The organism is Arthrobacter sp. ZGTC131 (assembly GCF_002929275.1).
Taxonomy (GTDB): Bacteria; Actinomycetota; Actinomycetes; order Actinomycetales; family Micrococcaceae; genus Arthrobacter.
The window spans coordinates 1-12,736 of record NZ_PJIK01000011.1; the positions used below are offsets into that span (position 1 = coordinate 1).

At 63.3% G+C, this 12,736-nt stretch carries 12 protein-coding genes; 5 read left to right on the forward strand and 7 right to left on the reverse strand.

Annotated elements, in window-relative coordinates; all coding sequences use genetic code 11:
• From CXQ90_RS14170 to CXQ90_RS14180, 4 genes are all read left to right on the forward strand, one after another.
• Window positions 1-303, forward strand: a 303-nt coding sequence (locus tag CXQ90_RS14170) for an OpcA/G6PD domain-containing protein (protein ID WP_181038567.1), incomplete at its 5' end; no start/stop codon positions are given.
• Entirely contained in the window at window positions 296-499 is a 204-nt protein-coding gene (locus CXQ90_RS22665) for a hypothetical protein (protein ID WP_146068899.1), read from the forward strand. The genes CXQ90_RS14170 and CXQ90_RS22665, both read left to right, overlap by 8 nt.
• A gap of 113 nt (window positions 500-612) precedes the next feature.
• Window positions 613-1,812 (forward strand): pyridoxal phosphate-dependent aminotransferase, encoded by a 1,200-nt coding sequence (locus tag CXQ90_RS14175; protein ID WP_104140021.1) that lies wholly within the window; start codon window positions 613-615, stop codon window positions 1,810-1,812.
• Window positions 1,809-2,768, forward strand: a complete 960-nt coding sequence (locus tag CXQ90_RS14180; RefSeq protein WP_104140023.1) for a D-glycerate dehydrogenase — start codon at window positions 1,809-1,811, stop codon at window positions 2,766-2,768. The genes CXQ90_RS14175 and CXQ90_RS14180 overlap by 4 nt, the downstream gene beginning before the upstream one ends.
• A 941-nt stretch (window positions 2,769-3,709) precedes the next feature.
• Here the strand turns inward: CXQ90_RS14180 and CXQ90_RS14190 are convergent.
• The 7 genes from CXQ90_RS14190 to CXQ90_RS14225 all read right to left on the reverse strand — a co-directional run bounded on the left by CXQ90_RS14190 (window position 3,710) and on the right by CXQ90_RS14225 (window position 11,778).
• On the reverse strand, window positions 3,710-4,639 hold the full coding sequence (locus tag CXQ90_RS14190) for a sucrase ferredoxin (protein ID WP_308470553.1): 930 nt from the start codon (window positions 4,637-4,639) through the stop codon (window positions 3,710-3,712).
• On the reverse strand, window positions 4,629-5,795 hold the full coding sequence (locus CXQ90_RS14195; protein WP_104140172.1) for a cupin domain-containing protein: 1,167 nt from the start codon (window positions 5,793-5,795) through the stop codon (window positions 4,629-4,631). Before CXQ90_RS14195 ends, CXQ90_RS14190 begins: the two co-directional genes overlap by 11 nt.
• Window positions 5,796-5,830: 35 nt before the next feature.
• Window positions 5,831-6,097 (reverse strand): hypothetical protein, encoded by a 267-nt coding sequence (locus CXQ90_RS14200; RefSeq protein ID WP_181038569.1) that lies wholly within the window; start codon window positions 6,095-6,097, stop codon window positions 5,831-5,833.
• Between the two features lie 357 nt (window positions 6,098-6,454).
• Entirely contained in the window at window positions 6,455-6,646 is a 192-nt protein-coding gene (locus CXQ90_RS14205; RefSeq protein WP_104140027.1) for a hypothetical protein, read from the reverse strand.
• A gap of 1,260 nt (window positions 6,647-7,906) precedes the next feature.
• Window positions 7,907-9,793, reverse strand: coding sequence for an alpha-amylase family glycosyl hydrolase (locus tag CXQ90_RS14215; protein WP_219816687.1), 1,887 nt, complete (start codon window positions 9,791-9,793; stop codon window positions 7,907-7,909).
• A gap of 304 nt (window positions 9,794-10,097) precedes the next feature.
• Entirely contained in the window at window positions 10,098-10,496 is a 399-nt protein-coding gene (locus CXQ90_RS14220) for a hypothetical protein (protein WP_104140030.1), read from the reverse strand.
• A 724-nt stretch (window positions 10,497-11,220) separates the two neighbouring features.
• The gene (locus CXQ90_RS14225; RefSeq protein WP_104140032.1) at window positions 11,221-11,778 is read right to left on the reverse strand and encodes a hypothetical protein; all 558 of its coding nucleotides are present in this window, start codon (window positions 11,776-11,778) and stop codon (window positions 11,221-11,223) included.
• A gap of 469 nt (window positions 11,779-12,247) precedes the next feature.
• On the opposite strand from CXQ90_RS14225, the gene CXQ90_RS14230 reads away from it, so the two are divergent.
• The gene (locus CXQ90_RS14230; protein ID WP_146068900.1) at window positions 12,248-12,736 is read left to right on the forward strand and encodes a hypothetical protein; all 489 of its coding nucleotides are present in this window, start codon (window positions 12,248-12,250) and stop codon (window positions 12,734-12,736) included.

Below are 12,736 nucleotides of genomic sequence, written 5' to 3' on the forward strand. Positions count from 1 at the left end.
GCCGGGACGGGCATCCGGCGGGTCCGGCTCAGCAGGTCCAGCGGCGATGTCCAGCTGTTCCGCCCCGGGCTGTCCGTTGCCGAACTGACCCAGCCGGGCCAGCCCGCGCAACGGATTTCGCTGCCCCGCCGCAGCCTGCGGGACTGCCTCGCCGAAGAACTCCGCCGCCTGGATCCTGACGAAGTCTTCGGCGAAGTGGTCCGGACATTGGAGCGGCCACGCAAGAATACCGACGCCCTCGGAACCGAACCTGCCGATCGCGAACTGGCTGACATCCTGCTAGGGCGCTTAGTCCATGCCTAGCGATCCATACGACTCGGTTATCCCAAGCGACTGGCTGCAGCCCAACGACTGCACCGAAAGCAAGTTGGTCGGAACCGGCTACTGCTACCCGGGACGGAAGCTAAAGAAGGCCATCGAAGGATGGGTGGTCGGAATTCTTGGGGCCATTGCCATATTTGGAGTGATTTTTGCGTCCTTCGCGTATTCCTGCTGGTGACGCTATGCCTGCGCAGATGCGTATATCTAATTTAAGTCTCTGATATATGAGTCCTATACTAGATCTGATCCGCTGGCGGATCGATCGTTCAACTCGATGAGGAGTGGAACAGCATGAAGCAACTCGCGCACCGGCTCGAACGTCTGGGCACGGAAACCGCCTTCAGCGTCGCCCAAGCGGCGGCCGCCTGGAAAGCGAAGGGGAACCTCGTGTACCCCTTCCACCTCGGCGACATCAACATCCCGACGGCCCCGCATATCGTCGAAGCTATGAACCGAGCCATCGCCGACGGCTATGCGGGCTATTGTCCCGGCCCCGGCATCCCGCAGTTGCGGGAGACCCTCGCCGACGACCTCGGGGCCCGCCGAGGTATCCAGTTCTCCCCCGACAACGTCGTCGTGATGACCGGCGGTAAGCCCGTCATAACGAAGTTCCTGCAAGCGGTCATGAACCCCGGCCAGGAAGTGCTCTATCCCAACCCCGGCTTCCCCATCTACGAATCGCAGATCGAGTACCTCGGTGGCACGGCCGTGCCCTACGGCTACCTGCCCACGAGCCAGGGCTTCTCGATCGACCTCGACCGGGTGCGCGCATCGATCACCCCGAATACAGTCGCAATCATCTACAACGACCTGCAGAACCCCATCTCGGCCGAGTCGACGACGGCCGAGCGTGAGGCCATCGCGCAGCTCGCCCAGGAGCACGACCTCTGGGTACTCTCCGATGAGGCATACTTCGAGACGCGCTATGAGGGTGTCTCGAGCTCGATCGCGTCGCTTCCCGGCATGGCGGAGCGCACCGTGATCCTCTACACATTCAGTAAGAAGTTCGCCATGACCGGATCCCGCCTGGGCTGCGCTGTTGCCCCGATCGAGATCGCCAAAATTCTTAGCACACTCAACACCAACGATGAGTCGTGCACGACGCATTACGTGCAATGGGCCGGCATCGAAGCGCTCCGTGGCACCCAGGAACCCGTGCAGCAGATGCTCGACATCCTGCGCGAGCGCCGGGATGCCGCATGCGAACTCGTGAACGACATCTCCGGCATGCACGTCGCCGTGCCGCAGTCGACGTTCTACCTTTTCCCCGACGTCACTGAGGTCATGGAGCGCATGGGTTACACGGCAGTTGGCGATTTCGCCTCCGCAGCCCTGTACGAAACCGGCGTCTCCTTCTGCACACGTGAACACTTCGGCCGCCGCCAGCCCGGCGAAGAGCGGCAGTACATCCGGCTCGCCTACTCGGGAATCGACGTCGCCGATATCCGCGACGGCCTCGGCCGCCTGCGCAAGTGGATCGAGACGGCATGAGCCGGGTCGTCGTCACGGGACGTGTACCCGAAGCCGCAATCGAGAAGCTGCGCGCCGAGCACGAAGTCGATGCCTGGCAGGGTCCGGAGTCGATTGGCCGCGAGGAGCTCCTGCGCCGGGTGGCCGGGGCCGATGCCGTGGTGAGCCTGCTCACCGAACGCATCGACGCCGAGCTGCTCGACGCCGCCGGCCCGCAGCTCAAAGTGGTCGCGAACGTCGCCGTGGGCTATGACAACATCGACGTGCCTGCCTGCACCGAACGGGGCATCGTGGCCGCCAACACCCCCGGCGTGCTCACGGATGCCACAGCCGACATCGCCTTCGGCCTCATCCTCATGGCGACCCGCCGGCTTGGCGAGGGGGAACGGCTCATCCGCTCCGGCAAGGCCTGGAAGTGGGGCATGTTCTTCCTGCTCGGCAGCAGCCTGCAGGGCAAGACCCTCGGCGTCGTCGGCATGGGCGGCATCGGCCAGGCCACCGCACACCGGGCTAAGGCCTTCGGCATGGAGATCGTTTACCAGTCGCGAAGCGAGATCGATCCCGGGATCGCCGCCGAGCTGGGCGCCCGGCGGGTCGAGCTCGACGAGCTGCTGGCCGTCAGCGACGTCGTTTCGCTGCACTGCCCTTACGGGCCGGCCACGCATCATCTGATCGGCGCCGGGCAACTTGCGGCCATGAAGAGCTCGGCATACCTCGTCAACACCGCGCGCGGACCGATCGTCGACGAAGGAGCGCTTGCTTCCGCGCTTCGCGAGGGGCAGATCGTGGGCGCCGGGCTCGACGTTTTTGAGAACGAGCCCAGCGTGCACCCCGGATTGCTCGAGCTCGACAACGTTGTGCTCGTACCGCACCTCGGCTCCGCCACGGTGGAGACCCGGACCGCCATGGCGATGCTCGCCGCCGACAACGCCCTCGCCGTGCTCAGCGGCGAACGGCCGCCCGCACCGATTAATTAGTGGCAACGGGCGCCGACGCGCCCAGCCGAGTTTCAATGATGGCGGGCAATGCCGAGTCTGCCGCCGGCCCTCCGTCGTGCGCGGGGGCAGACGGAGCTTGTCCACCCCCATCACGCTGCGTGACGGACACCGGCGTCGGCCGCGATAGGATCTACGCTCCAGATCCCTGCCGTCGCACCTCGAAGATCACCCGCGTCGACGGCAACGTCATGTTGTGCCCGTGACTTGGAACTATGAACAGATGTTGGCCACTCACGACCAATACGACAGAACCGAACGCGGAACCGCGCGACACACCCACAGCAGTCGGAGGGCCCACAAGCCAGGACCCTGAACCCGCCCCCACACCGAATAAGCCTCGCGGCGACCAGGCCGCAGCCCGCGAACCTAGCGTCAGAGGGACGCCACCACAAACCTTGTCCACACGTTAAAGCCAAAGACCCCTCTGACGAGGGGCCATGCTGTGCCCGAGGTGGGACTCGAACAGCCTTCCAGCCCTTGCAAACTCTGGGAACTCCCGAAAACACGCGGAATCCGAGGCCGTTCGGCCAATGTACGACCGAGTCCGACGACCAAAGTGTGCGCATTGTCCAAACCGCCTTTCTGAAAGATTTTAAGCGACTCCAAGCGACTGCCGTGCCCTCCCTTCAGGGGGCGCGGCAGTTCTTTGTTGTGCCGAACGCGCTTTCGGGTCAGCGCTGCCAGCCGCTGCGGGTCCGCAGTGCAGCCGATCACGATGTCTCAGCCTTGTGCCAAGTGGAGTTGCGGCTGGCGGAGAGTGTCTTTCCGATTCCTGTCTGACCGAAGCAGATACGGATGTGCTGGCGGCGCACCGGATCGACGAATTCAACGAATCTGCGGTGCTCGAGGCCTGGGTCGCCGGGTCGATTGAACCTTCGCCGACTCACCGACAAACGAACTGCCTTCGGTAAACCCGTCCTTTAGACTGCGCGGATCGAAATGAGCTCGTAGACGATGGCCGCGCTCATTGCCGGCCCGCGGCAGGTCAGTTGGCGCGGCGGGGCGTGGCGGGCCTGCAGTTCGACGTCGACACGCGCCGGGCGAGGCGGGGTGCTGGTGATGCGGATCCGCCAGTAATCACCGTCGCGGGAGGTCTCGACCACCCTGTAGTCATTCCGGCCGGCCGGGCCGAAACGCCTGAGCGTGGCCGCGACAGCGGCCTGCTGTGCTGGGAAGAGATCCGTGTAACCGCGCAAATACTCCGCGTGGATACGGCCGGCGAGGTGCTCTTCGATCGTGACGACGGACGACTCAGCGTCCAGATTCCCGTAGTACACGCCGTCGGGCGCGACAACGACATTGCCTGCGAACCTGTCGCCGCCTACATGCGAGCATTCCCACACCAGCTCCGGCCAGCGCTCAGTCAGCGCACGTCCCACGGGCCGTCCCCACACGGCACAGCATTGGTCATGTTGACCGTGAGTGCAGACCAGGATGACGGGCGGATGGCCGAGCGTTCCGGGGAGGCTGAGGGCTCTGGCGATCTCCGCCAGATCCTCATCCTTGCCCCACGTTCCCCATTGCTGACGATAGGCACCGGAGTTCTCGTGGTGCAGTACTGCCCAATGGCTCTGCCCCTCACGGCGGCGGGGGCCGGGCCGTCTCACCAGCAGCACCCGCGCCCGCGCCGCCTTCGCGGCGGAGAGCACGAGTGCTTTGGTCTCAGGCTCGAGATCAAGCCCTTCAAAGCTATTGAGAGGCCACCGGCCCCGGTACTCGATGAGGACCCAGACGACGCCGTGGGACGCTGTTCCTGCAATCGGGTCGCCGCGCAACCGGGCGCCTTCAGAGCAGAAGAAGCGCTCCGTGGCCGCCACTGCGGCGAACTCACTGCCTGGATCACTGTTCAACGGGAACGAGGACCCCCGCGCGCAACAGTCTTTCAACAAGTTCAACGCCGAGATCACTCGCGGTGTGAATCTCCCCGTCGAGCAGGCGCGTTACAGAAGGCCGATCAGTCGCTGGGAAGTCGAGCCAACCCACGCGCGTGGTAAGGCGCAATCCCTCCAGGCGTGCTTCCAGTGCATCGCGAAGCCGGACCACAGACTTGGGGCTTAGGCCGTCGACAGCGGCGAGCTGGGCCAACGGTCCCAGCGGTGCCGGGCGTCCCTGTCCTCGCCGGGTGCGGTGGAACAGGGCAGTGGTATCAGCGTCAGCGAGGGCGGCCGCCAGTCGCCCACGGACGACGTCGATCTCCCCTTTTGGCCCGTCCACGCCCAAGGGCAACGTACGGCGCATCTCGGGATCGTCACACAGCGCGGCGAGCGCGGCCTGCGCGAGCTGTTCGGCCAATGCGTAGCGGGTCCAACTGTGGATTCCAAGCGTGAGGTGGATGGAGACCTCGCCCTGCGCCTGGGCGGCATGCAACCAGCCACGCGGCAGGTAAAGGACATCCCCTGGCTCAAGCACCGTGTCGATATAGGCCTCGCCTTTCGCGGCCTCGGCCACGGTGGAGCGGCGATCGGTCCAGGGTTGATCACGCAACGGGTCCGTGTGAACCGGCTCATGGATGATCCAGCGCTTTGTCCCCTCAATCTGCAGGACGAAGACGTCGTGGACGTCGTAGTGATCGTCGAACCCACGGTTCTGAGGCGGCGTGATGTAGGCATTGGCCTGCACCGGATGTCCGAGCTCGGTGCTCAGCCTGCTGCTGAAGTCCGTGACGGGCTCCCAGGTGCGGTGCAGTGCCTGCAGCACGAGCGTGGCACCGTCCGCGAATTTGCGCCAAAGCGCTGTGTCGTCGAGCTGGTCAGAAATGGTGGCGCCGACGCCGGCGGGTGAGGTGAATGACGAGTCGGGAAATGTAGTGCCGCCCTTGGCAACGCGGAGAAAAGGTGTGCGCAGTCCACGGCGCGAGACCAGTTCGTCGACGGATTTGGCAGAGAACAGATCGGAGAAGTCGCTTGCGCCACGCGTGAGCAGCGCCGTGCGCCCCCAGACGTCGTCGGCGAACCTCTCACGGCCAATCTTAATCAGGCGTGTCTCCAGGACCCCGCCGCTTTCCAAGGCGTCGGGGTCCTGAAAGTCCGTGCGGGTGGTGCTCAAAATTTAGATGCCCCGTTCCGCGGCTCCCCCATCGGCTCCTCCGTCAGCTCCACCGTCGGCACCGCTGTCAGCACCCCCGTCGGCACCGCTGTCAGCACCCCCGTCGGCACCGCTGTCAGCACCTCCGTCGGCTCCGCTGTCAGCACCTCCGTCGGCACCGCTGTCAGCACCCCCGTCGGCACCGCTGTCAGCACCTCCATCGGCACCGCTGTCAGCACCTCCATCGGCTCCGCTGTCAGCACCTCCGTCGGCTCCGCCATCATGCATGCCGGGGACCCCTGCCGCGCCACCGTCCGCGGGGCCTTCCTGCTGGCTCGGATCCTGCTCTGGACTGGTCATGCTTCCTCCCGAGGATCGAATCGCTAGGATCAGCACCGTTGCCGGCGCCTGATCACCCAACCGGGCGATCCTTCACCGGCACCGCCCGTGATCACCCTAACGGCACAGGCCAGTCCTGGGAACAACCTTCTTTTACAACTCAGGTAGATTCAGAACTGGGACAGTCCTATTTGGCCGGCCGGCACGGCCATCCCGTCCCCGTTATGAGATTGACTCCAGTGCGCATCGGCGCCGGGAAACACTGCTGCCTGCAAGATTGAGCAGCTGCAAAGACATCATTTCTAATATGGACTCGATACCGCCGTCGGGGCGCCGGCCAGGTCGAACACAAGCGGTGCCGGTTCCAAAGATGCGACCCGCTTGGCGTTTTCGCCCTTGAACGCGCGGTCCATGTACCCCACGGAGTCAGCCTCTGCGCTCAGGCCTAGCGCATCCTCCCGCCACTGGGAGATGGCGTCGGCAACAAGCTGCAACCGTTGGTTTGGCTGCGCCCCAACATTGATTCCGCCGCTAAAGTCCTGGACTTCTGCGGTATCAACGCCACCGATGCTCTTCTGACATCACGGGGGCGCAGTTTCCGCCCCCTGTTGCGTTGCGAGGAAATCGATGACTGGCCGGATGCCGTTACTACCGGTACTCGGAACACGACGACAGCATCCATGAAACCCCCACCCACTCCGGCATCGGCACCGCCGACTACAACTCATCCACTACTACTGTGCAGGTCTCGGTGTGCCCCGTGCCCCCGGGCGCGATTTCGAAGCTGTGGGAACTGTGCGACCTCCGCAACGACCCCACTGAGGTCCTTAACGTAGCGGACGACCCCGGATACGTCGGAATTCGCGCCGAGCTCGAGCTGAAGCTCGCCGAGTACCAGCGTCACTACGACCCGACCGGAAGCCCCAAGTGTGGACAACGTCCACAGGCCGGTGGAAGGCATCAGGAACAGGTCGTTACTCCTCACCCACCCCTCGGACATAACAAAAGGGACGGTATCGACCAGGTTGATTGGCGATGGAAGACGCTTCAAAAAGGGCTTTGCCAAGGGCCCGCAGGTTGGCCGTGGTTCGGGAAACCGCCACGAGGCGGCGCCTGCAAAGGGCGGCAAGAGATTCCCTAATCCGGGCAAGGCGGCCGAGCTGGTCGAGCGCGACGACAGTCCTGTCCGTAAAGCCGTCCTCGCCTCCGAGGACGCCATCAACAGTGCGCCAGGAGTTCGTGTACTTCGATCATGGGTGGAAATCCGTTCAGTGGTTTTCCATCCCATGTGTGCGGCGCCGTTTGCCGCCCTCCCCCAACGTCCTTTCGGGCGCAGAAGGCCGGGGCGTGTACCGGAGGGCCCAGCTCCATACACATGAAGGCAGACATTCCCTACCCCGGAAGGACATCATGAGCACCCTGATCGCACATCCCCGGCACCGTGTCACTGAACGGGTCGACCCCTCGCTGATGACCGGGACGGACCCATACGAGTTGGCTTCTGCGTCAGCGAGTACTGCAACAACGGCCGCAGCGAGATCGCCTCCTAGGAGCTGGGCAACGGGCTAAACGCATTCATCAGCTACTCCCTGGCCCGTGGCTTCGCCGTCGTCGTACGGGACCTGAACGACCGGGAGCTGTTCGCTTCCCGGGTCGCGGACGAGGCGGAAATCCGGAGCGTCCTCAGCAACTACCTCACCTAGGCCGTCCAGCGCAGGGGGCCGGTGGTCCGACCCCCTGCGCTCTCAAATGAGCTATGGCGTCAGAATGACGAAGCCCGCTGGCGGAACGGTGACACTGATCGCGCGCCCGTTCCGTGCTTCCGCCGCCACCTCCAACCCCGGCTTCGTCTGGTCGGTTGAATAGGCGTATTTGAACTTGCTGCCCACCGCGTGCAGGCGCGAGTCGATGGTCACCCAGGCCGTCCTTGATGCACCCACGTCCGTGTTGATGGCGCACACGACCTCACGGTTTGCCAAGATTCGGCTCCATGCGACGATGGTCGTCATTCGGCCCTCACCGATCCGATCCGGATACCAGAACGCGCCGCCGTCCTCAGAGATCTGCCGCATGTACTGCCGGCCGCGGCGCAGTGCGAGGTCGCCGGTCCGAACGGCAAGAATTTTGGCCAGTTCCTGGTAGGTCTGGCCTGTCTCGTCGAAGAAGTGCCTGTTCCGGCTCATGAACGAACCGAAACCGCCCCCGAACATCGTTTCGCGGATGTATCTGTCCGCCTTGTCATTGCTTTGGGGCTGCGGATTGACAGGCGTGGGGAATTTACCGTCGAAGCGCTGTTCACTGCCGTAGTAGATGCAAGGGATCCCCAGCGTGGTTGCATTCATGGCCAGGACGGCCAGTTCCAGTGCACGACCTTCCGGGTCGGATGCGAACCGCGCCTTGTGGTTCGGGCCCATACGGATAAGATCATGGTCGTCAAAGCCGGTAACCACGTGATTCCGGAACCAGGTGTGGGATGGCTTGACGACCTCACTCGAGTTTCGGAAGAGTTCGAAGTAGTTGGCCGGGTTTCCCCATCCCTTGGCGGCGTCGACCATGAACCGCTGAACGTCCGCCAAGCCCAAGGCAGCGTCGAGCCCCGTCTGGTCACGGGTCGTGATCGCATCTTGGCGGCTGCCTCCAATCTCTCCCACCAGGAAGAACGCATCCTTGCCGATGGACTGGGCGAACTCATGCACCTCGGAGGCGAAGAACCGGGTTGCGCCATGGTCCATGTGCTTGACGGTGTCGACCCGGAAGCCGTCCGGGTCGGCGTAGGCGATCCAGTACTCATAGGCCTCGGCGAGGGTTCGAAGGGCTTCCGACGGAACATAGTCAGGCAGAGGCCCCGTCCCCTGATGAATGTCTTTCAGGCCGTTGAAGTCGCCTTCAATTGCATCCAGATTACGGTCGTTCCAGTTGACGATCTCCCCCTTGCGGGTGAAGGCATCCTCAGACTGGAGCTCCTTTGGCCACACGGCGCTGTCCACGTCTGCGACGTTGACGGGATTCGGGAAGGGCAGGGTGGCCGCACCACCGGGGTCTCGCCATCCCCGAACCGGATAAGTCACCCCACTCCATGGTGGCCTGTAAGAGTGCCCGGCCGGGTCGACGGTGTCGTACTCGAAGACGTCAGCCGAATGGTTCAGGATCACGTCCAGGATGACGTACAGCCCGGCGTTATGCGCGGCCGCAACAAGGTCCTTGAAGTCCTGGTCGGTGCCGAAGTGGGGGTCGACTTCAAGGAAGTTCTGAATCCCGTAGCCGTGATAGTCATCCACGGCTTTCCGTTGCCGCAGCACCGGGCTGATCCATAACGTCGAGACCCCGAGTCGCTTCAGGTAACCGAGTTTGGATGTGATCCCTTTGAGGGTGCCGCCCAGCCATTGGGTGCCGGCCGCCTCCCACGCTTGTATGTCGGCTGGGTTCCCAACCGCGTTGCCAGTATCGGCGGGCGTGAACGGTTGGGTGGTGCCCTGGACGACGTTGCCGGCGACATCCTTGTAGCCGTTCTCTTTGCCATTGGAGAATCGGTCGACCAGGAGGAAGTAGATCACTTGATCTGACCAGTCGCGCGGCGACGGGTGGTAGTGGTTCTGTTGCAGGATTTGTGCCCACTGGATGTCTTTGATCGAAAGCATCATTGCCTCACCATCATTTGCAAGATGTTGCAGGGGGAAAGCCGGCTCACGCCTGCTTCCCAAGGGAACGGCCCGCACCTCATCGAACGGGGTTCCGCCGCGGCAGCGGCCAGGCGCGCAAGGCGCCACTCGCTGTCACACGTCCATGCAGCTCATGGTGGCTGAGCTGCGTGGAGCGGCATGACGAGCCCAAGTATGGCGAAGAAGGCCACGGTGCGGAAGTGGCTTTCAGAAAGCCGGGAGTCCGGGACTCGGGTCGCCGCCGCCAAGGCTTTATTTTCTGGGTCGAAATCCGGAGTACCTACCTTTACTGCTCCGGCCGCAGTGGTAGGAATTCGTCGACGGCGTCCTTCCAGCCGGCGGCCTCCAGGTCGATGCCGAGGTTCTCCGGCATGGGTGTGTCAACTGGTGCGACATACAGCTTGATCTCTCCTGGCGGCACCCAAGAGCTGGCGGTGACCGTCACTTCCCCGGTGAAGATGTCTTCGGGGAGGTCCAGCCAGGCCCGGGTCTGCAGCTGCTCGATGAGGTGCAGTGTTCCGATGACGGCGAGCATTTCCCGGCTGACCGTGTGCATGGCGGCCAAGTACATTTCCTCCGGGTACATCCCGCCGCTGTAGGAGCGGCGGACTGCGTCCTCGTGGAGGAGGTGCCCGTACAGCCACGCTCCTGCGAGCTGCTTGTTGGTGAGCGTGCCGCACCCCACCGCGTCTCAACACTTTGGGCGGTTTTGTCAACACCCAAAGAGGAACAGATCCCTGACCTGCGATAACACTGTGCCCGAGGTGGGACTCGAACCGCATTCCAGCCCTTGCAAGCACTGGGAACTCCCGAAAACATAGGCAATTCCAGCCAGTCCGGCCGATGTACGACCCGGTCCGAGGCCCAAAGTGTGGACATTGTCCACACCCCCATTTCATCAACCCAAGCATTTCAGCAGGCACTCCCCAAGCCGGGGGCGCGGCAGTTCTGTGTTCTGCGCCAGGAGCCTTCCGGAACGGAACTCCGGCCACCCGCAGCATCAGATGCCCTCTGCAGAGCCGACAGAACGGCCGTTATCGGCGTTAAAAACAACCGGAGTAGAAGTAGCCGCGAGAACTCCCGTTCCTGAAGAAATCGGCATTTCCCCTCGTCAGGCAGCCTTTGCGGCGACGGGGGTACGAATGACCCCAGTCGTGCATGGCCCAAAGCCGCCCTAGTTCCGCACGTTCAGGAAGCAGGAGCCTGTCCTCAGCAACGGAAACCTGAGGCGTTACTTCACTTCACTGCAGGAAAGATTTCCAAAGCATGTCGAGGTGGAGCGCAACATGTCCGCCAACCAGATCATCGTCCGGCACGCGGCGCCTACTCAGGTGCTCGAAGCTCCCCTCAAGACGCTCGTCGACCACGGCTAGTTCTACCTGCCGTCACCGGTCAGTCGCCCGAAACCCTTACTTCGCAGCGATGACCCGGTCCAGTGGCTGAAGGAGCCCCGCGTAAAACTTCGGGGCGGACCGGCCAGTGGTGGGTTCGGCCATTCTGATGGCCCATCTTTCACCGTCGTCGAATCCAAGGACGAGCGTGAGGGCCTGCGATCTCTTGGGGACAAGTCCGGCGGCTGTGAACGGAAGTGTCGTTCCGGGAGGCAAGCCCACACGGCCCCACACCATGTCCTCAATATCCTGGACATCAGCGACGTCGTCATCCTCCGCGTCGCCGGTGAAAACGCCGAGGTCGATGACGCCGATGCGCTGGGTGGAAACAGCGAGGATAACATCCGCGACGGGATCAAGGTCTTCATCCAATGTGGTGCCGAAGTAGTATTCGATCCTGTCAGGCCGCGACCCGTTCTCGCCCAGCTGCCCTGCGGCAATTTCGCGGATTCTGAGGTCGGTTTTAGCCGTGGTGTCCAGTGTTTTACCCAAGGCCGCAGCGATGCGGACAGCATCGTCATACTTGGCCAGGACAAAATCGATGATGAACCCCTGGCTTGCTCCGATGCGGATCACCGGTATTTGGCTACCGACCGCCGAGACTCTGTCCGGCAACACAATTCCGTGAGTGGGAATCAACGCAGGCGTAGGCAACTGGACTTGGACCGCGGCTATGTCCGCCTCATTCAGAACGGCGTCCAGCTTGTGCAGCTCGGGGCCAGGAAACCGCTCCAGTCCACTCCTGCAAGAACTGAAACTGCCTGAGGGGAGACTACGAGGACCGCTTTCGTGGCCTTCAAACCAAGTGCAATCCGTCCCTCAGCTGATTCCAGCGGAGCAGCTGCCAGATCCCTACGGCCGAGGGCTTCGAACTTTCGGCGAATCATGGCCGTGTCCATCCGTGCTTCCCCCTTCACAGACCACGCATCAGGCCTCGTGCGCGGCTGGGCACCATGATAGGCCTTTCTCCTCCTGGAGGGGTAGCAATTATGGTGCCTGGCCGGCCCCGTGCACGGCTCCACCAGTCTCCGTACACATGTGGCTCATGGAATCGCCTGTGAACCCCCGCCTGATGTTCTCCCACAACGTCCCCGACACGGAGCCCGCTGTGGGCACCGTTGCTGAGTTCCGGAGCGCCTTCCTCTCAGGGGCCGGCGCCGGATCCGGGATGCTCGCGAGTACCGAGCTCGGCTGGGCGGATTCACCCAGCGGCCGCGATGCGCGCAGCCGGAAATCTTTGACGGACCTGGACACCATCAATGCCGCCATCCTGAAGGAGAATCCCGCCAGCAAGGCCAACTTCGGTGCAGTCAACGTCCGCATCATCGCCCACCCGGGCAACTTCCGCACGCGCTTCGTCGAGCTGGAATCAGCTGTCTACTCGGCCGCCGAGCGCCTGGGCATCCCGACCCGTGTGTTCCGCACAGGTATCGGCACCCAGGACGTCCACCCGCCGGCCCTGAACCGTGAACTGGAATCCCAGCTCGCCGCCTCGCGAGACCGTTGCACATCCCCCACCGGGGCCGGTGAGTAG

Excerpts from the sequence above, each read along its gene's own strand:
- CXQ90_RS22665 (WP_146068899.1), top strand. The coding sequence starts at position 296 with ATGCCTAGCGATCCATACGACTCGGTTATCCCAAGCGACTGGCTGCAG.
- CXQ90_RS14175 (WP_104140021.1), top strand. The coding sequence starts at position 613 with ATGAAGCAACTCGCGCACCGGCTCGAACGTCTGGGCACGGAAACCGCC.
- CXQ90_RS14180 (WP_104140023.1), top strand. The coding sequence starts at position 1,809 with ATGAGCCGGGTCGTCGTCACGGGACGTGTACCCGAAGCCGCAATCGAG.
- CXQ90_RS14200 (WP_181038569.1), bottom strand. The coding sequence starts at position 6,097 with ATGATGGCGGAGCCGACGGAGGTGCTGACAGCGGAGCCGATGGAGGTG.
- CXQ90_RS14215 (WP_219816687.1), bottom strand. The coding sequence starts at position 9,793 with ATGATGCTTTCGATCAAAGACATCCAGTGGGCACAAATCCTGCAACAG.
- CXQ90_RS14230 (WP_146068900.1), top strand. The coding sequence starts at position 12,248 with ATGGAATCGCCTGTGAACCCCCGCCTGATGTTCTCCCACAACGTCCCC.